At 38.1% G+C, this 24023-nt stretch carries 31 protein-coding genes and 1 pseudogene; 12 read left to right on the forward strand and 20 right to left on the reverse strand.

What is annotated here, in order from left to right; genetic code table 11:
• Positions 1–244: 244 nt before the first annotated feature.
• From MUN88_RS02200 to modA, 6 genes are all read right to left on the reverse strand, one after another.
• Positions 245–1231 carry a Gfo/Idh/MocA family protein gene (locus tag MUN88_RS02200; protein ID WP_244720308.1) on the reverse strand — a complete coding sequence of 329 codons (987 nt, stop codon included), beginning with the start codon at positions 1229–1231 and terminating at the stop codon, positions 245–247.
• A 146-nt stretch (positions 1232–1377) separates the two neighbouring features.
• The gene (locus MUN88_RS02205; protein WP_244720311.1) at positions 1378–1674 is read right to left on the reverse strand and encodes a YerC/YecD family TrpR-related protein; all 297 of its coding nucleotides are present in this window, start codon (positions 1672–1674) and stop codon (positions 1378–1380) included.
• A gap of 104 nt (positions 1675–1778) precedes the next feature.
• Positions 1779–2822 carry a DUF3048 domain-containing protein gene (locus tag MUN88_RS02210; RefSeq protein ID WP_244720314.1) on the reverse strand — a complete coding sequence of 348 codons (1044 nt, stop codon included), beginning with the start codon at positions 2820–2822 and terminating at the stop codon, positions 1779–1781.
• 112 nt (positions 2823–2934) lie between these two features.
• A complete protein-coding gene (locus MUN88_RS02215) occupies positions 2935–4677 on the reverse strand; it encodes an adenine deaminase C-terminal domain-containing protein (protein WP_244720316.1) in 1743 nt (580 codons plus the stop codon).
• A gap of 93 nt (positions 4678–4770) precedes the next feature.
• Positions 4771–5421 carry a molybdate ABC transporter permease subunit gene (gene modB / locus MUN88_RS02220; RefSeq protein ID WP_244720318.1) on the reverse strand — a complete coding sequence of 217 codons (651 nt, stop codon included), beginning with the start codon at positions 5419–5421 and terminating at the stop codon, positions 4771–4773.
• Positions 5396–6163: a molybdate ABC transporter substrate-binding protein gene (gene modA, locus MUN88_RS02225; protein WP_244720320.1), complete on the reverse strand. Its 768-nt coding sequence runs from the start codon at positions 6161–6163 to the stop codon at positions 5396–5398. Before modA ends, modB begins: the two co-directional genes overlap by 26 nt.
• A gap of 332 nt (positions 6164–6495) precedes the next feature.
• On the opposite strand from modA, the gene moaC reads away from it, so the two are divergent.
• Together moaC and MUN88_RS02235 are read left to right on the forward strand one after the other, a co-directional pair.
• A complete protein-coding gene (moaC, locus tag MUN88_RS02230) occupies positions 6496–6981 on the forward strand; it encodes a cyclic pyranopterin monophosphate synthase MoaC (RefSeq protein ID WP_244720322.1) in 486 nt (161 codons plus the stop codon).
• An 87-nt stretch (positions 6982–7068) separates the two neighbouring features.
• Positions 7069–7278, forward strand: a complete 210-nt coding sequence (locus MUN88_RS02235; protein WP_244720324.1) for a hypothetical protein — start codon at positions 7069–7071, stop codon at positions 7276–7278.
• A gap of 302 nt (positions 7279–7580) precedes the next feature.
• Here the strand turns inward: MUN88_RS02235 and MUN88_RS02240 are convergent, their stop codons facing one another.
• From MUN88_RS02240 to MUN88_RS02260, 5 genes are all read right to left on the reverse strand, one after another.
• Complete coding sequence (locus MUN88_RS02240) at positions 7581–8090, reverse strand: MogA/MoaB family molybdenum cofactor biosynthesis protein (protein WP_244720326.1); 510 nt, start codon at positions 8088–8090, stop codon at positions 7581–7583.
• The gene (locus tag MUN88_RS02245; protein WP_244720328.1) at positions 8059–9453 is read right to left on the reverse strand and encodes a DUF2252 domain-containing protein; all 1395 of its coding nucleotides are present in this window, start codon (positions 9451–9453) and stop codon (positions 8059–8061) included. The genes MUN88_RS02240 and MUN88_RS02245 overlap by 32 nt, the downstream gene beginning before the upstream one ends.
• Before the next feature lie 46 nt (positions 9454–9499).
• The gene (locus tag MUN88_RS02250) at positions 9500–10360 is read right to left on the reverse strand and encodes a hypothetical protein (RefSeq protein WP_244720330.1); all 861 of its coding nucleotides are present in this window, start codon (positions 10358–10360) and stop codon (positions 9500–9502) included.
• Positions 10341–11270: a WD40/YVTN/BNR-like repeat-containing protein gene (locus MUN88_RS02255; RefSeq protein WP_244720333.1), complete on the reverse strand. Its 930-nt coding sequence runs from the start codon at positions 11268–11270 to the stop codon at positions 10341–10343. Before MUN88_RS02255 ends, MUN88_RS02250 begins: the two co-directional genes overlap by 20 nt.
• An 81-nt stretch (positions 11271–11351) precedes the next feature.
• The gene (locus MUN88_RS02260) at positions 11352–12197 is read right to left on the reverse strand and encodes a VOC family protein (protein WP_244720336.1); all 846 of its coding nucleotides are present in this window, start codon (positions 12195–12197) and stop codon (positions 11352–11354) included.
• Between the two features lie 114 nt (positions 12198–12311).
• Between MUN88_RS02260 and MUN88_RS02265 the strand changes: the two genes are divergently transcribed.
• Entirely contained in the window at positions 12312–12905 is a 594-nt protein-coding gene (locus tag MUN88_RS02265; RefSeq protein ID WP_244720339.1) for a glycine betaine ABC transporter substrate-binding protein, read from the forward strand.
• Between the two features lie 87 nt (positions 12906–12992).
• On the opposite strand, the pseudogene MUN88_RS21690 reads toward MUN88_RS02265, so the two are convergent.
• The 4 genes and pseudogenes from MUN88_RS21690 to MUN88_RS02285 form a co-directional block, all read right to left on the reverse strand.
• Positions 12993–13365: pseudogene (locus tag MUN88_RS21690) on the reverse strand (DUF2441 domain-containing protein); the annotation flags it as partial.
• Positions 13352–13909, reverse strand: a complete 558-nt coding sequence (locus tag MUN88_RS02275; protein WP_244720345.1) for a GrpB family protein — start codon at positions 13907–13909, stop codon at positions 13352–13354. The gene MUN88_RS02275 and the pseudogene MUN88_RS21690, both read right to left, overlap by 14 nt.
• A complete protein-coding gene (locus MUN88_RS02280; RefSeq protein WP_244720348.1) occupies positions 13906–14958 on the reverse strand; it encodes a serine hydrolase domain-containing protein in 1053 nt (350 codons plus the stop codon). Before MUN88_RS02280 ends, MUN88_RS02275 begins: the two co-directional genes overlap by 4 nt.
• Positions 14959–14991: 33 nt before the next feature.
• Positions 14992–15558 carry a nucleotidyltransferase family protein gene (locus tag MUN88_RS02285; protein WP_244720351.1) on the reverse strand — a complete coding sequence of 189 codons (567 nt, stop codon included), beginning with the start codon at positions 15556–15558 and terminating at the stop codon, positions 14992–14994.
• A 239-nt stretch (positions 15559–15797) separates the two neighbouring features.
• Between MUN88_RS02285 and MUN88_RS02290 the strand changes: the two genes are divergently transcribed.
• The 4 genes from MUN88_RS02290 (at position 15798) to MUN88_RS02305 (ending at position 17689) form a co-directional block, all read left to right on the forward strand.
• Entirely contained in the window at positions 15798–16016 is a 219-nt protein-coding gene (locus tag MUN88_RS02290; RefSeq protein WP_244720353.1) for a hypothetical protein, read from the forward strand.
• A 2-nt stretch (positions 16017–16018) separates the two neighbouring features.
• On the forward strand, positions 16019–16243 hold the full coding sequence (locus tag MUN88_RS02295) for a hypothetical protein (protein ID WP_244720356.1): 225 nt from the start codon (positions 16019–16021) through the stop codon (positions 16241–16243).
• A gap of 117 nt (positions 16244–16360) precedes the next feature.
• Positions 16361–16699, forward strand: a complete 339-nt coding sequence (locus MUN88_RS02300; protein ID WP_244720358.1) for an immunoglobulin-like domain-containing protein — start codon at positions 16361–16363, stop codon at positions 16697–16699.
• A 99-nt stretch (positions 16700–16798) separates the two neighbouring features.
• On the forward strand, positions 16799–17689 hold the full coding sequence (locus MUN88_RS02305) for a VanW family protein (protein WP_244720361.1): 891 nt from the start codon (positions 16799–16801) through the stop codon (positions 17687–17689).
• A gap of 14 nt (positions 17690–17703) precedes the next feature.
• On the opposite strand, the gene MUN88_RS02310 is transcribed toward MUN88_RS02305, so the two are convergent.
• Together MUN88_RS02310 and MUN88_RS02315 are read right to left on the reverse strand one after the other, a co-directional pair.
• Positions 17704–18270, reverse strand: coding sequence for a hypothetical protein (locus MUN88_RS02310; RefSeq protein ID WP_244720364.1), 567 nt, complete (start codon positions 18268–18270; stop codon positions 17704–17706).
• A gap of 32 nt (positions 18271–18302) precedes the next feature.
• Positions 18303–18668: a hypothetical protein gene (locus MUN88_RS02315; RefSeq protein WP_244720367.1), complete on the reverse strand. Its 366-nt coding sequence runs from the start codon at positions 18666–18668 to the stop codon at positions 18303–18305.
• Positions 18669–18938: 270 nt separating this feature from the next.
• Here MUN88_RS02315 and MUN88_RS02320 point away from each other — a divergent pair, with 270 nt between their 5' ends.
• Positions 18939–19130, forward strand: a complete 192-nt coding sequence (locus tag MUN88_RS02320) for a hypothetical protein (RefSeq protein ID WP_244720370.1) — start codon at positions 18939–18941, stop codon at positions 19128–19130.
• Here the strand turns inward: MUN88_RS02320 and MUN88_RS02325 are convergent.
• Positions 19102–19608, reverse strand: coding sequence for a GNAT family N-acetyltransferase (locus MUN88_RS02325; protein WP_244720372.1), 507 nt, complete (start codon positions 19606–19608; stop codon positions 19102–19104). The two genes, MUN88_RS02320 and MUN88_RS02325, sit on opposite strands and share 29 nt — an antisense overlap.
• A 79-nt stretch (positions 19609–19687) precedes the next feature.
• Entirely contained in the window at positions 19688–20215 is a 528-nt protein-coding gene (locus MUN88_RS02330; RefSeq protein WP_244720374.1) for a GNAT family N-acetyltransferase, read from the reverse strand.
• A gap of 139 nt (positions 20216–20354) precedes the next feature.
• Here MUN88_RS02330 and MUN88_RS02335 point away from each other — a divergent pair, with 139 nt between their 5' ends.
• The 3 genes from MUN88_RS02335 to MUN88_RS02345 are packed head-to-tail and all read left to right on the forward strand — an operon-like array spanning position 20355 to position 21810.
• Positions 20355–20834 carry a GNAT family N-acetyltransferase gene (locus MUN88_RS02335; RefSeq protein ID WP_244720376.1) on the forward strand — a complete coding sequence of 160 codons (480 nt, stop codon included), beginning with the start codon at positions 20355–20357 and terminating at the stop codon, positions 20832–20834.
• A 14-nt stretch (positions 20835–20848) separates the two neighbouring features.
• Positions 20849–21553, forward strand: coding sequence for a DUF5694 domain-containing protein (locus MUN88_RS02340; RefSeq protein ID WP_244720378.1), 705 nt, complete (start codon positions 20849–20851; stop codon positions 21551–21553).
• A 53-nt stretch (positions 21554–21606) separates the two neighbouring features.
• The gene (locus MUN88_RS02345; RefSeq protein WP_244720380.1) at positions 21607–21810 is read left to right on the forward strand and encodes a hypothetical protein; all 204 of its coding nucleotides are present in this window, start codon (positions 21607–21609) and stop codon (positions 21808–21810) included.
• 62 nt (positions 21811–21872) lie between these two features.
• On the opposite strand, the gene MUN88_RS02350 is transcribed toward MUN88_RS02345, so the two are convergent.
• A complete protein-coding gene (locus MUN88_RS02350; protein ID WP_244720382.1) occupies positions 21873–22475 on the reverse strand; it encodes a TetR/AcrR family transcriptional regulator in 603 nt (200 codons plus the stop codon).
• 169 nt (positions 22476–22644) lie between these two features.
• Between MUN88_RS02350 and MUN88_RS02355 the strand changes: the two genes are divergently transcribed.
• On the forward strand, positions 22645–23823 hold the full coding sequence (locus tag MUN88_RS02355) for a YhgE/Pip domain-containing protein (RefSeq protein ID WP_244720384.1): 1179 nt from the start codon (positions 22645–22647) through the stop codon (positions 23821–23823).
• The last annotated feature ends 200 nt before the right edge of the window (positions 23824–24023 follow it).

Here is a 24023-nt window from a genome sequence, read left to right on the forward strand (position 1 = left end):
CTTGGCTCTGTTTCAGGCGTAAGGCTTCTCTTTTCAGCTTCTTACCCTTGAAATTTGACCTTCTTCAGGCGTAAGGCTCCTCTTTTCAGCTTCTTACCCTTGAACTTTACTCTTCTTCAAGCGAAAGACTTCTCTTTTCAGCTCCTTCCGCCTGAACTTCACTCTGCGGCGAAATGCTCTTCAACTCTGCTCCAAACACCTGAAGTTCGCTCTTCTTCATGCCTGCCAGTCCACACTTCACCTCTTACTTACGATCTGCAGGGAATTCCAGTCCAATTTCGTTTCTCGCTTGATCAAGAATACGGATGGTTGCTAAGGAATTTTCCCAAGAATTGACTCGGTTTTCCATTTCCCCTTGTTCGATTGTTTCCATGAAAGATTTTGCTTCATAGTACATGGTGTTGTCGTTTTGTTCAGCATGTAATACTTCTTCTGCTCCATCCTTATACACGATTTTAACATCGTCCATATCGGAGAACTTACCAATAACGATGGAACCTTTCTCCCCTTGAATCTCTGATGGCAGTTCCGAATTCGTAATTTTTGAGAACATAGCCACACCGTTTAAAGATGGATAATCGGCGGTTACCGTTCCTTCGCCGTCTACTCCGGACTCTAACATGTAGGCTGTTGCTTTCACACGTTCCGGTGCACCAAATAGAGCTACCATTGGGTAAATACAATACACACCGATATCCATTAACGAACCATTCGACAACTCCGGTTTGAAAGCATTCAATACCTCACCTTGTTTATACTTGTCATAGCGAGATGAATACTGACAAAAGTTAGCCACATAACGGCGGACAGGTCCAATTTTTTTAAGACTGGCTTTGATTAAATGGAAATTCGGTATATGTGTGGTTTTCATCGCTTCCATTAAAGTAACATTATTTTGTTTGGCTGTATCGATCATCGCTTGTACTTCTTTTTCATTAGAAGCGAAGGGTTTCTCGACGATAACATGTTTACCACCATTCATGCAGATAATTGCTTGTTCACTATGCAACGCGGTGGGAGATGCAATATACACCGCATCAAACTGATCACTCTCTGCAAATTCCTGCAAATCTGTATATGTATGCTGCACCTCATATTTGTCCGCAAAATCGCTCGCTTTCTCCTCTGTTCGTGAGTAAACGGCATTCAACCGAAAATTCTCTAACTGGCTGGCACCGTTTAAAAAACGTTCGGTGATCCAGTTCGTTCCGATAACTCCAAATCTTATCATGATTATATACCTCCCTTTCTTATTTAAAGAAAAATCTGACTTATCGCTAAGACTGGCGGAATCCTTGCCCCTCTTAGATAAAATTTTATACTTTCCTAACACGTAAAAAAAGAGTACCTCTTCACGTTAAGAGGCACTCTTCTATTTTACCCTTTTTTCTGTAATCGATCCAATACAATGCGATAACCATCATTTCCATAGGCCAGGCAACGCTTTACGCGAGAAATGGTTGTGGTTGACGCTCTCGATTCCTGGGTAATAGCTGTATAGGTCTGACCTTCATCCAGCATCTTCGCTACTTGCAGCCTTTGTGTTAATGCCTGGATTTCGGTCATTGTCGCGATATCGTCAAAAAAACGATAACATTCTTCTCTATTTTCTAGTGTTAAAATCGCATCGAACAGTTGATCCAGTTGTTCGCCACGCAATTTATCTATTTGCATGGTAGACATCTCTCCTTTTTATCAAGATGTTTAGCTTATTGCAAAGAGTGACCAGTTGAACTAACACCATGATAAGTTTCGCTATTCAACAACTCAAGTCTTATTTACTCCGTTCCATTTGACAGTTCGACACCATCAATTCCAGGACTTGTCGGGATTACGTTTATCCATGTTTGACCTGGAATAAAGGGAACAGGCTCTCCATCTTTCGTTGGGATAATTCTACCATCAATTCGCTCCCATTGCACGCGTTGTACTTTATCCTGCTGTAGCAATAAAGCGTTACCGCCAGACTCCAGATCAATCTCACGACGCCCAGCATCATCAATTACTTGGTGAGCAGTCTCCATAATCAGCACATTATCCAATTCAATTGGCGTACTATCAGCGTACTCCACTGTCTGTTCGCCATCACTGTACCGCAGATATTTTCCAGAGGTATCATCATATTGATAACTAACCGAATTATTACCATAGTTAAAAGAAATCCCAGACGCAGCTTCCTCTGCACTTACTTCTTCTGCAAAAGGAAGTGGCTCATACTCTGCTTCGACCGGATAGCCTTGTTCCTCTGCACGTGAGAAAATACCATCAAAAATGGCATAGGAATTATGCGGAGCCACTCTGTCATTAGAACGCTCGAATAACACCTTGTCGTTATCATAATACATACCATTCAGGCCTTGTACTGCACCGCTCTTAATCATATCTTCAATGTAATCCGCTGCACCATGGTAGACATACATCGCATTATAATCATCTGCTAAATTAAAGTAATAAGGACGAGCGCTTCTCACCGGCCCTACTCGTTCTGGCAAATCACTGTGAAAAAGTGCCATGAAACGGGTAATATTTCCTTCTGCTAAAATTTCAAAGACGACATCTGCATGCGACAATCCCGTTTGTGGTCTTGCCTTTGGGTGATTATTGACCATCACGGCTACTGCACGATTATTAGCTTCTGCTTCTGCTTCCAGTCCAGTAAAAGGATAAACATAAGCAGGTTCTTCAGGTTTCACCGGCTCGACTGGCTCTTCTTGCTCCACATCATTTTCCGTTGTTTCCTGATCGCTTGCCTGCTCTCCTTCACCTGAACACGCTACCAAAGAGAACAGCACACATAATAAAACAAAACATAATTTCTTCATTAGAAAAGGCCACCTTTTTTTGCTGAAATGAATGAAGGCATGCATTCAGTTTGCATGCCGATTATACTACTATTATTATAGTAAACTATTGACGTTTCGCCAACCTCTTTTGTTACCGCATGATTGCCGGGAACAAGATTTCTTTCTTTTTGACATCGACAATACCCATCGGTGTAATGCGGACAAAAGGCAAATTCATCGACGATAAAAATAGCAAATTATATGGTGGATCTACATATTGATAACCATGGTCGATCAGGATTTTCTTTAACATTTTATCCTCTTCAATCAATGAAGACATCTCGCCATCATACATCATACCGGCTATATTTAATGGTAATTCAAAGATAACCTTTCCATCATTGACGAGGACAATCCCACCGCCAATTTCTTTCATTCTATTAAATGCTTGCAGTAAATCTGATTTACATTTTCCTATCAATACAATATCACCGGTCAAGGAATACGAGCTTGCTAATCCACCTAATGTCTTGGTAAAGCCTTTAATAATCGTGTTTACCCGCCATTTCCCTTCACGATCTGCCAACATAAGAAAAGATTCATCCACTGAGTTCGTGATCTCTTCCGTATTTGCATCGATACGGATAGGATAAGGTTTCATGACAACATCGTTCACCATTTTTAAGCCTACTGGCATCGAGAATTGCAAGTCACGTTCTGTTAATTGCCAATCCAGCTCCAATTTTCCTAAACCGTACTTTTCCCAATCTACCTCTAACTCTTGCTTTATCAACTTGCCATTTTTTTTCAACCATTTCCCTTTAGCAATCACTGATTCCGGTGTCGGATTATCAGAGGATGATAAGATGTTCAAATGTGCCACGCGACCTGGGGCAATTCCACCGAGACGCTCCTCCAGATGAAATTGTTCTGCCGCATTGTATGTCGCCATCATGTATGTTTCAATCTCTGGCACACCATTATCAATCGCGATTTGGATACATTCATTAATTAAGCCATTTTCATAAAATGCAGGTGTCGCTCCATCTGTTGTCATCGTTAAAAAATCATACTTGGTGATACCGAGTTCCTGTAATTCCTTTAATAGTTTCGGTAAATCTGGTCGTACCGAGGAATGTCTGAGACCAACACGATATCCCATTGACAAGCGGTTAAAAACTTCTTCCCCCGATAATGCTTCATGATCAGAGCTGGCACCTAACAATTTCAATTTCACTAATGTCTTCTCCGATGCTCCAGGAAAATGTCCCTCCACAGGCTTACGCATCCGCTTCGCTTCCTGCATCCAATACAGAATCCGGTCATCATTACGCATAACCTGAGGCCAGGCTGTCAGTTCCCCACCTTGGACGACTGCCTCATGCTGTAACCAGGCATGGACTTCTTCATCTTTAAAGATTTCCTGTTCTTCATTAATTTCCGATTGTGAATCAAAACGCGCCCACCAATACATCGATACAGGAAGTTGCATAAAATCATCAATCAACGAAAACGCTTTCTCTCTGTTAGTTAAATAAAGCCAAGGTAAGTTGTCATTCATCAAAGTTGTTGTTCCTGTCTGCCCGGCATGGATTGCTAAATTATAGGGATTATATAATTGGAATGGATGTACATGTGGTTCGATATAACCAGGTACAATAAACTTGCCTGTGCAATCAACCACTTCGATTTGATCTAATTGTTCCGGAAGGTTTGCGCCGACATATACAATTCGATCATGGTATATCCATATGTTGGCCACTAGCCATTTTCGTAAAAATACGTTTAAGTAGTATGCGTTTTTTAAAATTAATGTTGGTAGCTCTTTGCCATCAATGACGGCTACTTGTTTGCGAATTTCTTTATTTCGCCATCTATATAAATGATCGTTCATAAGTATCTCCTCTTTTAAATTAGGATTTACTCTATTTTATCATGCATTGATAGCGTTTGCATTGTGATTTTTTTACAAATTTATGACTATTTTTTAGGCAGAATTACGTAAAAATAGTAGCATAACAAAAGAAATGACAATAATCGATAATACCCATCCCCAAGCTAGCGCCATTTTGTTCGATTCAAAAGCCACATAGATCGCCATCGGGACGGTTTGTGTGCGTCCCGGGATGTTACCGGCAAACATTAAGGTAGCACCGAACTCTCCTAATGCTCTTGCAAAGCTGAGCACGACACCGGACACTAGAGATTTTTTGATAAGTGGCAAGGTAATAAAGGAAAATACCTTCCATTCATTGGCTCCATCAACTCTCGCAGCATCTTCTACATGCTGATCCACAAACGATATTCCCGTTTTGACCGATTGATACATCAGTGGAAACGCGACGATTACCGCCGCTATTACTGCTGCCCAAATCGAAAAAATGAGTGATTGACCGAAGAAAAGCTGACTTACTTTTCCAAAGAAACCGTTCTGGCCAAATAACATAATGAGCAGAAAACCGATGACCGTTGGCGGCAATACGATTGGCAATAATAAGAATGTCTCGATCCATACTTTTCCTCTGAAGTTTTTCTTCGCCATCAGCCAGGCAATCGCCATGCCTAGTACGATGACGATGATTAAGGCAATAAGCGAAACGATCAGAGATAATTTAATTGGTTGAAAAAATGCTGTCATCGACGTCACCATCTACTTCTTCAAATCCGTACTTATTAAAGATATCCATTACTTCTTCTGATTGAAGGAATTGATAAAAAGGGTTTGCTTCTTTGTTTGCATTATGTAACATCCCTACTGGATAAATAATCGGATCGTGCTTACCTAATGGTAATTGACTATTGATTTGCACTTTATCCGAAACAAGCGCTTCTGTTCGATAAACAACACCCAGCTCTGCATTCTCACTCTCCACATACTGCATGACCTGGCGAACATCTTTGGTAAATACCAGCTGCTCTTTTAATCCTTGATAGATGCCGAGATCATCCAGCGCTTGCTTGGCATACATGCCAGCTGGTACTGTTTCAGGTGTTCCGATAGCAATGTGATTTACAGCTTTTACATCGGTTATCGTAGCGGTATCCTTCGGCTGTACCCAAACCAGTTTATTTTGCAATAATGCTTGGATGCTTTCATCGTCCATCAGCCCTGCTTCTTTTACCTCCAGCAAATGATCCACAGACGCTGAGAAAAAAACATCGACTGGTGCACCTTGAATAATTTGCTTACTGAGTGAGCCGGAACCACCAAGATTCACCGCCACATCGTATTCCGGATTTTCCTCTTCGAATAGAGCAACTGCTTCATTAATCGCATCTGTCAAAGACGCTGCCGCAGAGATCGTAATCTCCTTTTTCTCTTGCTGACATGCAGTTAATAAAATCGTTGCCAGTAAAATAAATGGTACCATACGTTTCATGCTGATTCAGAACCCTTCTTGCTTTTTTCCTTATTATAGCATAGGGAGTATAGTATAATAGAATGATAGACTATTGTTAAAGTGACAATTTGGACGTGTTTCCCTTCAGGTAATTGATATACTTCTTCGCTATGGGGGCAATGTAATCAGGATTTTATTTTATTGTATTTGTTTGAATGAAGCTCGGTTTCGTTCAAAACTTGTTTCTGATTCTTACTTATGAGGCTCACCTTCGTTACTCGTTCCTGATTCACTTCATGTATTCGAAAACGATTGGTTATTAGTCAAGGAATACTCTTGCGTATAAAAAAACAAACAAGGTTGGTGTTACAATGTCAGACTTCTCTCATATCAATGAACAAGGCAGAGCGAAAATGGTAGACATTACAGATAAAAAAGTAACGAGCAGAACCGCTATTGCCCGCTCAAGTATTTTAGTAAACGAAGAAATATATACGAAAATTACCGACAAACAAATTGGCAAAGGTGATGTATTGTCCGTTGCGCAAGTAGCAGGTGTTATGGCCGCGAAGCAAACGTCAAACATTATTCCAATGTGTCATCCCTTGCCATTAAGCGGAGTCAACATCCAATTTGATTGGGAAAATGACGGCGATCAGTTTGAATTAGTTATTACTGTAGAAGCAAAAACAAAAGGAAGTACAGGTGTGGAAATGGAAGCAATGACTGCTGCAACTTCGACTGCTTTAACCGTTTATGATATGTGTAAAGCAGTAGATAAAGGGATGATTATTGGTCAAACCTATCTAATTGAAAAAACTGGTGGGAAAAGCGGAATATATCGAAGAGATAATTAATCACTCCATTTGGGGTGATTTTTTGTTTAGAAAAACGAGCACTCATCCTACGGTAAGCAATATACATATACCAAAGGAGTGATAGTCATGCATTGGCATCAAAAAATACAATATTTAATTGGTCAACCTGTAGGAGTATCATTTACAAATGGTCAGGGAACATCCGGGGTTTTATGTGGCATTTCCGGTTCAAAAATTCTTATTATTGAATATTTATACCAAGCACAGTTTGCACTAAAACAATACGAGGCATCGATGATTCAGGATATTAACGGTTTTCCGGCTTGTCAGAATTAATTGATGAGCTCTTACAAAAAGCACTATTTTGGTTCCTAACTAACTCAAGTCTATAATAGCTCCCTATATTACGGCTTATGTCTAGCGTAGAGCTCATTTTGAAATGTTGTTAGCGGTATGATACCGCTCCGGCCACTTCCTGCGGGGCACGGCTGACTTTGTGAAGAAGACCGCTTCACAAAGTTAGCTTCAGCACCTGCACGTCTGCGGGAGTGCAAAACAAAACTGACTCTGTTATGTTTGGGCTTTTCTCTAATGTGATTTATATATCACTTAAAAAAAGCCCATAAAAAGTACTTACTTCACAAATCCTTCCTAATCTCCCTAACCACATGCCCTAACTCCGGGATAATCAACCGCTCCATCGCCAGTTTCACTGCACCGGAAGAACCAGGCGTAGCAAAAACAGCTTTATTTTCAACAACTCCTGCCGTCGCACGCGAAAGAATGGCTGCTGAACCGATGTCATCCTGATAACTTAACATCCGAAAAATTTCACCGAATCCCGGAATAGCTTTATCCATCATGTGTTCCACCACTTCGATCGTGACATCCCTTTTTGCAATTCCGGTACCACCATTTAACAAAATGGCATCCACCTCAGCGTTCTTCAATCCACTGTCGATAGCTTGCCAAATCACATGCTGCTCATCCTTCACTATTTCATAGACTGTCACTTGATGCTGAGCATTTTCCAAATAATTGCGCATAAGCTGTCCACTTTTATCTGTCTCAGCTGTTCGGGTATCGCTCACCGTTATGACTTTGCACCTGACAGACTTAGGAGCTTCTTTTTTGTGTGCTTCGGACATTTTCGTTCCCCTTTGAACTTTGATTAAAATCGTTTTTTAACCATTCTAAAAACAGTTGATAATCTTGCTCAACCTGACGCTTATAGAAACGGGACCACAAGACTAATTCGTGGATAAAGGCATCCTTATTCTGCTCAATTGTTTGATAGATTTCATCTTCGCTATGATAATCTAACAAATGCTCATCAATATCCTGATCCGCTCTGGAGTGAATTTTTGCAGCAATTTGTCCCATTGTTTTGACTGATTGCTTGATCGGTTTAAAGCTGTCGAGATGCTTTGGTGAAATATCCTTATCATAGGCACAACGTTCTCGTACATAGAATTCAAAGTTTCTAATCGTTAAATAACCAAGATACGCATCCGCTTTATGATGCATCGCTTTTTGCGTCTCCACAACACGCTTGCCCTGATGATTGTACTGTTTCCAGAAAGTTTCTTGATAAGGAACAAAATAAGACGGAATTGGCGGGCGTGCCTCTTTCAATTCCAGAATAATATCATCTTCATTCTCATCATCAGTGGTTCCTTCGATTAAAATGAAATAACGTTTGAGACCAGTGGAAGCCACACCCGCACCTGTTTTCTTGACGATATCTTTAATCTGATAATGTTCCTCACCTTTAAATAGTTCCGAGTCGATCGATTCCATATATTGTGACCAGTTTTCTACAATATCGTTATATTCCCGTTGTGATACTTCTTGTAATTTCTCTTTTTCACGATCAAAAACTCGTTTACCTTCGTTATTGAGCGTCGTCTGTTTATGCAATTCATGTGTCTCTTGACGTTCCTCTAATTTCTTCAATACTTTTTTGATTGGTCCTTTGGTATGGTCGGTGGTAAAGTAAAGGTCCTTTGGATCTTCTTCACGCTTAGCGAACTTTTTAATCTTTTTTCGGTAAGCTTTTAAAAAGGTAACAACTAACTCATCCCGTTCTTCTACATCGGTAATGCCTTGCTGTTCTGCCAAGAGACGGATACTTACTACCATACGAAGTAAATCATATAAATACGAGCCGATATAACCTTCGTCAAAATCATCGACATCAAACACAAGATTGCCTTCTTCATCCTGAAAGCTGCTGAAATTATCGAAGTGCATGTCACCCATAATCCACGTCAGCTTGTCTTCATCTGTATGGAAACTGAATGGTATCTTTGTCACATCATAATAAAAAAGATAGGCAGCTCCTCGGTAAAAACTGTATGGATCTTGTTTCATTTTTCTATATTTTTTTCTGCGATTTGTCTTTGATAGTTGCATTACATAACCGTCAAGCTGTTCTAGAATCGTGTGAAGCGATTGTTTACGCAACAATTGATTTGTTTCCTGGACTTTTGCTTTGATGTTATGTACCATCCAAATCCCTCCTGAAAAGATTTTAATAATAGTTTAACATAGATTGCTAGGATAATGGTGTTTGACCGCTGTACATTAATTTCACAGGGAGCACACCTTCCATACTTGCTTCATACAAAATAATGCTGCCGATAGGGGGATCTGGTGTGTTTTCGTCGTAATGAAAATCCTCTCCTAAACCAATCGTCCATTTTGCTTGATTATTCTCAGAAAATACTATAGCTAACGTGCCATATTGTTTTGCTTGCTCCCATTTAAAAAATTGACTGGTACCATTGTGGACAATCGTAACACCTTCTGAGGTTGCAGACAGTGTGGTTTGTTCTCCTTCCCATTCCCCGCGTATTTGTGCTTCAACATAAGAATAGGACCTGCCATCCTGTCGATCTCCATACGTTCCCACAAACTGCCTAATGTTATGATCTATGTCTGTATACGTGAAAACAGCAATATCATCTGCTATCCACTCTATATTTCCTGTTTCTGAAATAGAGCTCTCTAAATCCTCTTTCGGTCTTCCTAAAATGCCATAATAACTTCGATAATAAGTAGCAGTTCCGGTATCAAGATTCTTTTTAACAGAAAAGACTTCCTGCAAATCCGGAGATACGTTGGTAATTTGTTGGATATGCTGATTACTTTGAAACAGCAAATAGCTTTGAACTGAAAGTAAAATAACTACTGCACAGCTAACAATAACAAGTGCTACCTTTTTCTTAAAGGTTAATAATAGATTGACAGATACTCCAATCACAATAATGATATTAAAAACATAGAACAAGCGGTCATCAATATATTCTGCCTCATAGTAAGAATGGACCACTAGACTGCCTATTTGCAGACAAAGAAATCCGACAGCAATCAACAAAGAAACGATTTGAATTACTTTAACCCATTTGTTCTTCATGCTCAGGTTCAACCTCCTCTACAAACTCCCAGGTATGGCCATTATCATTGGATATAAATTTGGCACGAATCAACCCATCTCTGTAATAATCACCGTTTGGTCCTTGTTCCATGATTAAGGCTAAATGATCCTCTTCTTTATATGGTGCATTCGGCATCACAAAAACACGATCATATTTGGACGGCATCTCAAAGGTTGTTTCTTGCCATGATTCTCCTCCATCATTTGTTACATACATATCGGGTTCTTCAGGATTGATTGTTCCATAAGCAATAAAACCGGTATCAGCATCGACAAATCCACCATCTGCAACCAGCCTGGTCGTATCTGGCATGTTTGTCGGTTGCCAAGTGTTCCCTTGGTCAGCAGATATATATACAGCAGCACCTTCTTGTGACATTGTTCTGTCAAAACTCAGAATGGCATACCAAAACGTATCACTCTGAAATTCAACCTTACGATATCGAATAGCAGGTTTACTCTCCGTAATGACACTCTCTTGCCATGTAGCACCTTGATCTGTTGAATAAATTAGTCTAGTAGTTTCCGCATCAAATAAGAAGGTTGCATATTGCTCCGTTAACAAAAAACTGTCTTCGATAAGTTCGTCCTGATTCCCATTATACTCGCCAGCAAACAGGTATTCCTTTTCAACAGGTACTTCCTCCCATTCATTCCCGCCGTCATAAGTAATCTGCAGTTTATCATTTTGCAAGCTGTAACCTATTTGGTCATTTACGTAAATCCCACGTAATGGCTCGGCTTCAGGAATTTCAGTTACTGATTGTTGCTGTTGGTACTCCCACTCTGCCTCAGGAGACAGTAATGGTTCCCGATTTTGATAATAAATTGTAGCAATTATTAGGATAGAAACTATAAGAACACTTGAAATGAGACTTATGTATTTCATGCACTCCCCCCTCGCATTATTATTATACACTATTTTCCAGTTTATAAAAAACTACTTCCCAAAAATGAGAAGTAGTTTTTTTTAATAGCTAAGAATGATGATATTCCCGGAAGGATCTACTGTACTAGCCTTTCCATCCTTTTGCTCAACAATTGCACCAATGGCTCGAAGTTGTTTCACTACATCCTCAACGGCATGATCCGCATAGGTTAAGGTGAAATGCTTCAAACCTGCACTATTTTCTGCTGGCGGCAGGGCACCAACACCATTCCATGTATTTAATCCTATATGGTGATGATACTTCCCTTTTGATATAAACAGCGCTTGATTGCCAAATTGACTAACCGTTTCAAATCCTAATCCTTTTTCATAAAAATGCTTGGTTGTTGGAATATCAGCAACATGCAGATGGATATGTCCCATTACCGTCTGCTTTGGCAACCCTTGCCATGCACCTCTTTCTCCTTCTTGCAGGAGGTCCTCAAAATCTAATGGATCTACCGCCATATTTACGTGATCTCCGTTCCATGTCCATGTCGAGGGATCACGGTCCTGATACACTTCAATTCCATTTCCATCCGGGTCAGAGAAGTACAATGCTTCACTTACTAAATGGTCAGATGCGCCCAACTCCAGGCCCACATCAACCGTATGATAAACAAAGTTGGCAAGATCTTTTCGACTAGGTAAAAGGATCGCGAAATGATAAAGACCAGTAGTTCGTCCTTGCTTTGGCAGTACGGCTTCTGGTTGTTCTACTGTCAAAATGCCTGTTATACCATCTGCCGTCAATTCTGCTGATGTTTCAGTCCTTTTTAGTACATTGAAGCCGACAATATTTTTATAAAAGGCAATCGATCTATCTATATTTTCTACTTTAATGGTTATATTACTGACAAAGGTAATTGGTTTTTGGTGAAAGTTCATTTTTGTCCTCCTTAAACTTACTTTATGTAAGTTATTATACTTTAGTAAGTAGTTTGTGTCAAATAGATCACATTGTGTAACAAAGTGCCGAATTTTTAAACAAGAATGGTTTAAATGAGCTCCCTTGATCATATTTACTGTTTGGAGATTAACTTTAAAGGTGTTTACGGAGAAGCAGAAAATATTAATACCATTGTTAGAAAAGGTTTAAAAGAAGATATGCCAGAAGCTTATACGATTCTTGACCAATTCAAATGGGAACTGGAAGACTCCGAATCGTTCTTATTAGAATCACTAGATGCAGACGTTGAAAAAGTAGCACAACAATGGGTCGACGAGCACCAAGAAGCCGTTGCTGAATGGACAAAAGGTGTTGATAAGGTAGATGGTATTTCCGTTGAAATTCCCTTAACTCCGTGGGATTCAGGGCGTGCTACCGCTAACATTTTGAAAATTGTCTTAGAGCAACAAGGCTTCGAAGTGACACTGACAACCGTTGATCCTGCTGTTATGTTTGAGGCAATCGCTTCAGGTGATGCAGATGCCTCTACAGCTGCATGGTTACCAATCACACATGGTGCGTTCTACGAAGATTATAAAGAAGATATCGTAGATCTTGGACCTAACTTGGAAGGTGCCAGTTCAGGATTAGTCGTACCATCTTATATGGAGATTGATTCGATTGAAGATCTTAAGGCTGCTGAGTGAGAGTAGTCATTAGAGTAAATGCTCTTCATCCGTATTTAATTACGGATGAAGAGCATTTTTAAGTGGTATTACATACGCCACTCAAGTTGCCTTCCACCGACCACATGGTTTGAAGGTGATAAATGTTTTGGATGCGTATAAACAAGACAGTCTTGAAGGATATTGAGGCTATTCTTGCAGTCTAACCATCTCTGCTATTACTTCTCTAATTGCCATTACAGTTTGACTGGCATATTTAATGGCAACCTCTGATCCTTCTCTATCAATCATTAATTCGCCATCTTTATAAGAACTGTACAAAATCTTGTAAAAATCTTCTCCCTTGGCATTCTTTTGTTCTTTTTCGAAAAAGAAGCTGTATCATTTATTTTTTTGATTCCTATCAAAATTAATCATCTGTCCTTTTTCCATTTTTTTGGCGAGTAACAATATGATAAGCATAAAATTCACTCTCGCTCATAGGATTCTCTCCCATCATTTTTGAATAGAGTTATTTCCCTTTTCGCTTTCTCTATTACACCTTTAATAAACGGTTCTTTCCTCTTCGTATAAATTTGCCGGTCAAACTTATACTTTTCCGCCAGTTCTTCCTTAATTAAAGCGTAATCACCAGCTGCCTCAGGATGTTGCATGAGATAATCACGAAACAATAATTTCTCTTCCCATTCCTTGCTGTTGAACTCACAAATATGCAGGTGACAAGTCCCCTGTCCCCATAACCCCTTCCGAAAAAAACTTCTATCCTTCCATTCAGGCTTAGGAACATACTCAAACTCTATTTCGTTCAATGGACTGACAAAACCATGAATCTCGCGAAGATCCTGAACGCCTGCCAGAATGTCTATGATTGGTTTTGCTTTAAGTCCTTTGATTGAAGTACTTCCGATATGTTCAATGCCAATAATTTTATCACCCAGTGCAGCAGTAATTCTTTTTTTCTCATATTGAAATTCATTGGCCCATTCTGGATTATAGTGATGAAGTTCAACGATAGATTTCTTCATTTTCTTATCACCTTTATTCTCGAATCATTATTTTTCAAACAGCTCATTATTGTATCTCCAAAAGACCTGACATCTGATAAATAATCATACCCTTCTGGTGAACCGAAACTATTAAACATACGAACTGCAACTAGATCCTCACTTGGAATCACTAACAATGTCACACCGGTATAACCAAGGATTTGGAAGGAGCCTTGAGGTACTTTCTCCCCTATTTCAGATTTTTCAGCAGGTAAATCTTTCACAAACCAGAGAAATCCATTCTGAGGCATATTACCATCTCTCATTATTGGACTTTGGACAGATGTCGCGATTTGGATCATTTTCTCAGGTACAAATTGTTTACCATTTACATTTCCATTCATTAAGTGCAAATAACCCCAATAGGCTAACTCCCTGGCCGAAACATACATATTTGGTTTGCCACCTGCTGTATCCCTACTGATTTTCCAATGCTCTTCCTGGCCACGTGGAACTATCACCTCTACCAGTTTATCGTGCTTATCAGCATACCAATCGGATTCCGTAAAACCTAAAGGATGAAACACTTGTTTATGTAAAATATCCGAAATTGTCAGCTTGGTTGTTCGTTTTACTATTTCGGTTAAAGCATTTATTCCAACCTGTCTGTATGTCCAACTGTCACCTGCTGGATGTTCCCGAAATACTTTATCTTCCTTTTGATGCAGACCGTGAGTATGTGTTAGCAGATGTCTAATTGTGGTGTTCCCCCATGTATGCACTTCTAACTCGGGTAAATATTTCAATACTGGATCATCAATACTTTGAATGTAACCAGAATGAACAGCATACGCCACCGCAAAACCAATATAGCTTTTCCTTACTGATGCTACATGAAATTGCGTATCATGCTGGACTAGCCTTGCATTCGTTAGTTTTGATTGTTTCCCTATATATTCTTCTAACACAACGGAATCATGCTGTATAATATAGGTTGCTGCTCCAGAACAATCAACTTGGTTAAATGTATGATAAACATGGTTTAACAACGGTGAAAAATTATGGTTACTTTTACCATTAAGAAACAATCCCGCTCCTCCTCCAATTTCCAATAACTACATTCAATCAGTACAAAAAATATTCAATTGGTTCCACGTTTCATCCCATTTCTTGTTGAATATGCGTTCGCGATAAGCATCCATTCGTTCAGTTGATCCCTTGAAAAAAGGTGTCGGTTTTACTTCTAAATGGAGGACATCATCAATTCCACAAGGAGCTGTTAGTATGACTTTGTCTTGATGATTTAATGTAAGGCCTAATGCTGTTGCTGTTTCGGGAAATTTAGAAATGGCATCTATCGAAGAGGAGTAAGGAGACGTGTTGTTTTTCAGATGCATTCTTGCCTGATTCTTTACAGACCATGGCAAATCGGGAATGATGGAATGAAGCTTTTCTTCTAGTTTCTTTTCCTCCAATACTTCTGTGTTTGTCGGATCAAAATAGATGACATCAATATCAGAGAAAAGCGTCCGCTCATTGTAACAGTGTAATGTATCCCATATTTTTGAACGCACAAATCCTGCACATATCCACCAATCTGGTAAATGTAAGGACTTTGCGGCTTTTAATACTTCCATCATCCATTTATCTTCATAAATGAATTTAATAATTTTTTCTTCAGTCCACATTGTACGTTACCTTTCTGTTGAATCTGGTTTGCTATTTGCAGTAGTTGCAACCAGAATAAATAGTACTTCCATCATAGCATATTATTCCAACAATCTTACCCCAAAAATTTAAAAATCCTTTGCAACTAAGTTTCTATACTGTGTTGAATTATTGGTAAAATAAGTTAAAATTAACTTATCGTAAAAATTATTGTAATGATGGAGGGTAGAAGAGCTTTTATATTAAAGGAGAGAATACAATGCATTATAATTTCATTGCCAAAAAGAAATGGAAAAAGGAAGGTATATCTACATTAGTTTTTGTTTGTATCGTTGTTATCGGATTTATCTTTATGTTTTTGGATGTAAATATACAAGGCACTGCATTATGGCTTTCGACGATTTTTATTAGTTTGATTATATTATTCGGCGTATACAAGTCGATTTATTATCTTACCTTACCCAAAAAAATTATCTGATCATGAATGACGATCGTTTATCGATTTATCGCGGGCCGGTTCTTTCCAGGAAATTAATTAATTTTGATCACGTCGATCGTGTCGTACAAATTAACACAGTGATTTTATTCAAAATGGAAAATGGAAAGGAAGAGCAAATATTTACTGACTTTCTATCTAATGAAGATACGGCGGAAATAAAAGATCAACTTAAGAAGAAATTCGGATCAAAAGCAATTGCGTTCTAAAAAAGGGTGTGAAAAATAATAGTAAAACGTTCACTAACTACACTCTGTTTATTATTCCTACTTGCAGGATGCAATCTTGAATTAACAAAAAATCTATCCAAATCTGGGTATGGTGAATTGAAAAAAAATAATGATGTGGAAATGACAGTTACCCAAAACAAGTACACCTCGAATCTAAAGGATATCTCGTTAGAAATTATAAATAAAAGTGACTCCTCCATAACTTTTGATTTTCCTTATCAATTGGAGACATATGTAAATGGATCGTGGTATAAAATCCCTTTTAAAAACAATAAGGGCTGGATAATGATAGGAATTGTACTAAAACCAAATGAATCGTACACACAAAATATTTCTGTTAAGCAACTTGATTTTGAACTGTCTCCTGGTGAATATCGAATTGTAAAATCGTTTAGTGAAGAATTAATCGTATCTGCGGAATTTTTGGTGGAATAATTAATCAAGACTGCTAGCTGCAGAAAAATGATTTCATTTGCAAATCATTACATGAAATCTCGCCTCCTAGTCATACTAAAAGCAGGAGGCGTGTTTGTAATGAAAATGACATTTTTAACGATCTTATTTTTAATTTTAAATCCAGTTATGGTTTCTAATGACATCGTGATCACTTATAAAGAGAAACCTGTAGCAAATGTCAGTAGAGCTGATCTGATGGTACCTTTTCTTGATGATCCTGTACTTGATCCCGATAAATTTATGGAAATGATGGAACAGATGGAACAAAAAATATATCAACGTCCTGTCGATGCAACTATTAACGATAATGGAGCCATCGTTTCCGGCAAAGTGGGCTATAAATTAGACCGTACTACATTCAAAGAAATGTTTCTGAGGCATTTCTTTAAAAATACCTCAGAAAATTTAGAAGTTCCGGTTGTCGAAGTGCAACCGACTGTAGATGAGCAGTTACTATCAAAAATTCGCAAACAGAAAATCGGGCAATACGTTACTTATTTCAACTCTAATAAAAAAGAGCGAGCGCATAATATTATGTTAGCAGCGGAGGCCATTAACAATCACGTTGTCTTTCCCGGAGGGACTTTTTCGTTTAACAAGGTGGTCGGAAAAAGAACGAAAGAAAGAGGTTATTTACCTGCACCTGAGATTGTCAAAGGAGAATTAACAGAAGGGATTGGCGGAGGGATTTGTCAAGTATCTTCCACTTTGTATAACGCAATTGACCGTGCGGGTGTACAAGTACTGGAACGTTATTCACACAGCAAAAAAGTTCCATATGTGCCTCCTGGACGTGATGCTACCGTGAGCTGGTATGGTCCTGATTTTACTTTCATGAACAATTATAATCAGCCACTTCTCATTCGGTCGAAGAAAACCGGCGGCAGCATCTATGTAGAAGTTTATACTTCTGACACTGTTGAGATTTCACCGCGTGATGTTCCTAGTGTGAGGAATGGAATGGAGTGAAACAGACTGAGACTTTAACTAATCGTTTGCTCTACCTGCGTGACGAGTTCTTCAAATTTGGTGTGAAAGTGCTCTATTGGAATGACAGCGAAATATGCAGAATACTGATTTTTCACTAAAATGCATTCGTCATACAATAAGCTAACCCTTAATCTTTTTTGCGATGTGATCCTTTTTTCTACTAAAGAATTTGCTAAAGCAGTATACAATGACTGTCCGGTTTCATCAGTTGCTCTCTCTATTGCAAATCTGCCAGCAAAGCTATTCCACCAAACCTTAAATGAACTGTATATATCCAAGAATACAGAATAATCCATTATCAAATGTTGATAGAACAAATCCTTCTCTGCCCTAAATATTTTTAAATCAATTAAAGGATCCTTTGAGATTCTTTGTAATACCTTATCCCATATCAACTGAAATCGTTCTTCAAAGTCTGCTTTAAACTCCACTTCCAAGGTAAGATAGGGAAACCTCTGATCTTCCATACTACGATGGCGATTAAGATAAATGTTTTGTATATAAAGCAAAAAATTTAATGAATAGGATGCCTCTGTCTCCATTATCATTGTATTCTTCATCTAACTCCTCCTAACATTAGAAGCTACTGCTCCTAGCCTTCAGGCACTTTCACAAATAAATAATCTCCGGCCCAAATTTGCGTCGTTACAATAATTGTCTCAGCATCTTTCTCAAAAAAGTAGCCACTTCCTTCTTGTTTCTGAAAGCTCCAGCCATTGTTTCTTAACATGTTTTTAAAAGCTGCTACGCTATTCCCTTCACCGGCCTGTGTAATGAACCAATCTGCACTTTCTTCTTCTGTTACTTTAACTATACCTCCCGTTGGCTGGTCAGCTATTTCTAATACTTCTTTTTTACTGATGGACTCAATCGGTAATGAGGGATAATATAATTGATCATACGCGACAAAGACTAAGATTAACAGCAGCAAAGCAATAACCCAAAGCCATTTTCTCATATTTTATCATCACTATCTTTTTTACAATTCTTATACTCATCAGTTGCTTGAAGAAAGATGATCATCATTCCTATTACTAAATACACACATTCCATTGATGATGAATGAGGTTAAGCAATATAACAACAAGACCATACAGCTCCCAAAAGGCAGAAAAATAAATGCCAATGAGCCAAAAACGTTGATATTTCATATTTATTTCCTCACTTTTCCCAATTTTTAGTTGAATTCAACATTCGAATCTAATAAACGATGGGAGTGATTTCTTGCATGAATTTCAAATTTATTCTGTTTGCTTTTCTATTTGTGTTGTTTGGTTATAGTGCATCTGCTACTTCCTGGACTGCATCCTATTTAGCTTTTGAAGATAATTGGAGAGATTTTCTGGTGGTGACGCCTCAATATAAGAAAGCAGAGAATGGCTTAATAGCTGTCATGGATGTTGAACAGCTACTTGTATAATTTGCTTTTGACCATTTTTCTCAAAACTTTTTAGCTTTTGCATCCCTATTTTTTCTGCAACCCTTTGTGAAGGTATATTATCAGTCGTCGTATACGAATAGACTGCAGGAAATTTCAAGATATCAAAGGCGTATTTTTTGCAGGCTAGCGCAGCCTCTGTCGCATATCCTTGATTGCCGTATTCCTTTATTATATGGAATCCTATTTCGGGGACGATGTCACCATCAATCTTTTGCATCGTAATGCCACAGTCCCCTATACATTGACCAATCTCTTTTAATACAACTGCCCACAATCCATGATGGTATTTCTGATAATTTTCTATGTTCCAATTGATCCAGTTTTTCACTTTCTCTGGGGTGAATGGCTCTGAATAATATTGCATCGAGTCTGGATCGGAAAGTACTTTCGATAACTGATGTGCATCTTCCAGCTTCAATTCTCTTAAATCTAATCGTTCTGTTTCGATGATGATCATTGGTTCACCTTACTTTATTTTGTATTAGCACGGATTTTATTTTAACATAAAATTCCATTACCAGCTAACTGATTTAACATTAATGATTAATATACTTTTCCATTCTTATGTCGCGCCACATTTCACCTTTCCAGAAAGTGAAGTTTTCGATAAATCCTATTTCCTTATAACCGAGTTTTTTGTACAGTTTCATAGCTTGCTTATTAAAAGCAAACACCCCTAACTCCACGCGCGTTAAGCCGTGACGCTTGATTTCATTTTCTAAACGGCTAATAGCATGGTAGCCAATGCCCTTTCCTCGAGCCTCTGATTCGCCAATGGTAATACCGAGCCATGCAGTTCCTTGTTCTTTCTTATATAGATGTTTCGGATCGACGGAATAATTTATCTCGCCTACTAACTTATCATTAAGATAAATTAAGTAAATGTTTTGATGTTGTAATCGTTTCTCTAATTCCGTAATGGTAACTCGTTCACGCTTGTTTAATTCCGTCTCATTTCGATTTCTGCGTACAAGAGGAATTAATCGGGCATCATTTTCCCAACGATTAAATGCCTCTACTATGCTTGGTGCGGCATTTTCTAATTTTTTTATTTTCATTTTCATGTTGTACTCCTATCTATTCCGAATCTTTCATCCTGGCTATTCTATTATAACGTATTCTTTTGTTCTAATAACAAGGAATTGATGGAAAAATGTAGAATATAATATAGTAGGCAAAAGTTTAGAAAGGTTGCGAAGTCACATGTGTATAAAAATCAGAAAAGCAGTACCGGATGATATTACAGCGATACAAAAGGTCGCTTCATTTAGCTGGCACGAAACTTACAGTGGACTTATCCCTGAAGCTATTCAGGATAAATTCTTAGCGAATGCCTATTCCGATGAGTTCATGCGCAAACGTGTGGAACAGACCATTCTTATGGTTGCCGAGATTAATGAAGAAATTGTAGGATTTGCAAATGCCTTTACTAAAGGGAACATCGCAGAACTCAGTGCGATTTATTTATATAAAGAAATGCAAGGGAAAGGAATTGGTACGAAACTTTTAACTGCCCTTTTACATGAATTGAAGACTTTTTCAGAAATCTATGTGGAGGTAGAAAAAGGAAACCTAGTTGGCGAATTATTTTATGCAGCCAAGGGATTTACAGTTGTAAAAGAATACGAGGATGTCATATATGGGCATCCACTACAAACAAAACGATTGGTCTTACCATTATAAAAAGGGGTTCCACTATGGATAAAAATCGACCTGAAGTATGTATACTTGGAACGTTTCATATGAGAAATAATGAAGCATTATTGTCAGCACGCAGACAAAATGAAATGTTAGAAGTTATCTCCAAGATAAGTTCATTTAAACCGACTAAAATAGCTGTAGAAATGGAAGTCGATCAGCATAAATTATTAAATCAGAAATATAAACAATTTTTATCTGGTAATTTCAGATTGGAGCTGAGTGAAGTCTATCAAATTGGCTTTCGTGCTGCATTTGAATCCGAACTCAAGGAAATACATCCTATTGATTGGATGGGAACACCGTCCGCTAGTTTTGGTGATATACAGAAATGGTTACAGGAGCAACAACCAGCATTATACAGTGAATTATTTGATAACTTTTCCGTTCCTCCATTAACAAATGAAAAGTCTGTGCTAGATTATTATAAGGAATTAAATGAATCTTCATGGCTTGACTATTTACATTCATTCTACGTGAACACTGCCAGGATCGGGGATTTCAATCATTATGTCGGTATTGAATGGTTAAGCTGGTGGTACAAACGTAATTTAATTATCTTCTCGAATTTGACTCGTTTAATAGAATCGCAAAATGAGCGGATTTTACTGATTATTGGTTGTTCTCATAATGCGATTATTAATAAGTTTCTTAAAGAAAGTGGGACTTGTGAGGTGGTTGATCCGTTGATCCTGCTGGCATAATAGTCCTTATATTAGGAAATTTTGGCACGTAAGCTATTCTATGGAGGGATACAATGATTAAGTCTATAAAAGGACAGTTTATCTTGTCACTATTAGTTGCTCTATGTTTCGTTTATCATTCATTTTCTTACATTGAGTTTACCGGTGAAGAAAGATTTCTGTTTAATCGAATACTATTCTTTTTTATCATGATTTCATCCATTTTTAATGCAGGATTATTCACGCAAAAATATATACAAGCAAGGAATAAAAAATGACTGCTGCTACTTGTGCGAATTTCTATTTATGGAATAAAGTATTTTTTTCTTTTTTATTTAATCTATTCCCTGTAACCAGCAGCAAACAAAGGTCCATTGATTGTAATGGTAGCTAGAATCCGCCCCATTTCTTGTGGAGATTCTTTCTTTCCACTACTCAACCATTGTTCTATCAGACCGACATGTGCTGATGAAATATAGGAAATGAGGTAAGAAGCCGGTACTTGTAAATCTTTCTCTTTTATAAATGTACGATCATTATATAATGAATCAGATATAAACTGTTTCAGCCTGAATTGAAAGGATAAGTCGCCTTTTGGTCCTAAAATCGCCCTCACAAAATTACTGTTTTCATTAATATATTCAAATACTTGTATCGCATTTTTAAAAGGAACCTCTGTACCATCAGGATGATCTATCGAATGCGGCATATTCTGTTGTACAATTCGGTACATCTCTTGAATTAATGCGTCCTGACATTTTGTCATCAAATCATATTTATCTTGATAATGTGCGTAAAAAGTTCCCCTGTTTATTTTAGCTTTCGTTGATATATCTTTCACCGTAATCGCTTCGAACCCTTTTTCTTCAATAAATTTTACGAATGCCTCTCTAATTGATTCTTTCGTTCGAATGACACGCAAATCCAAATTTCCATCGCGCATACGTTTTTTCCTCCCTTTTTAACCAACACAGCTTCTAAATGTGTTCCATAAACCACACAATACACCCTTTTGATTATTGAGTAAGGTATCATTCCGGCTTATAATACTATTGTAATAATCAACACGTTGTTCACTATTATAACCAAAAATCTAGGAGGTATGAAGTCATATGTTTAGAAATAAGTTGGCATTACTAACTCCCATTATCGCAATTGCAGTTATTTTTATTTTTTCACTCACATTATTCCCTTCTGTTATAACTCAGACTAAAAATTTACCAATAGCTATTGTAAATCAGGACCAAGGCGTAAAAATACAGGATCAAGGTACAATAAATATGGGGAAAACAATACTTGAAAAGGTCCAAAACAATACACAAGCATCTTATGAGGAAGAACCAAAAGTAAAATGGATAGCAGTAAACAGTGTGGACGAAGCAACAGAAGGGATGAATAATCAGGAATACTATGCATCATTGGTGATCCCTAAAGATTTTAGCGCAAAACAGGCATCTTTGAAAACGGAAAATCCATCTTCTCCAGAAGTACAGATTTATATCAACCAAGGTATGAATGCATCAGTTGCAACAATGACAAATCAATTATTATCCGGAGTAGTAGATAACCTCAACAATTCGGTCCGGACACAAGTTCTAACTGGATTCGAAGAACAAGGTGCGACAATAACTACACAACAAGCTTCGAGTCTCGTGACACCAATCACAAAAAATCTTATCAATGTAAATGAAACAGGCGAAAACAGCTTGAATGGAAATGCACCTGTCTCATTATTCCAACCATTATGGATGGGGAGTATTGCTAGTGCAGCAATCATCTTTATGACTGTCAACAAAATGACAATAAATTCACGAAAAGAAAAAGTTATGCGAAGACTAGAGCAAGTATTAATAGGAGCGATCATCGCATTGGTCATAGGATTTGGCTATACTTGGATAGCCAATGGAATGATCGGGTTAGATATACCGTATTTCACTGCCACAGCTTTATTTATGAGTATCGCATCCTTTACTTTTTATCTCATGATTTCTGCTGTTCTTTCGTTAATAGGATTTGGCGGCATTGGTATTTTTGCATTCATGTTATTTTTCGGGGCTCCGTTATTAGCAATGGCGCCAGAAATGATGTCTCCATTCTATCAAGATTGGATCTATTCCTGGTTACCAATGCGATTTTTAGTAGATGGACTTCGCGAACTGTTCTACTTTGGCAGTGGCTTAACATGGGATATCCTCTCCGTTTTAACATGGATAGCAGTTATTAGTACGATCGTATTAGTAGCAACAGGATTTAAACCAGAGGAGAAACAAGAGGAGACTGTTGAAAGTTAATCTCATTTCATTATTGTAATATTCTTTCATAAGTAAGCTTCTATTCGAGTACTATTACTCTAATGAAGCTTACTTTTTTATATGAATAGAGCTGAGCTACATAGGGGATTTTGGATTTGCGTAGTTTCGCTTTATTCGCGACCTCTCCCTTTTATTCGCGAAAGTAGTCCGCATAAGAAAACCGAACGACTTCGGAATTC

Origin of the sequence: Gracilibacillus caseinilyticus, assembly GCF_022919115.1 — a bacterium.
Classification (GTDB): domain Bacteria; phylum Bacillota; class Bacilli; order Bacillales; family Amphibacillaceae; genus Gracilibacillus; species Gracilibacillus caseinilyticus.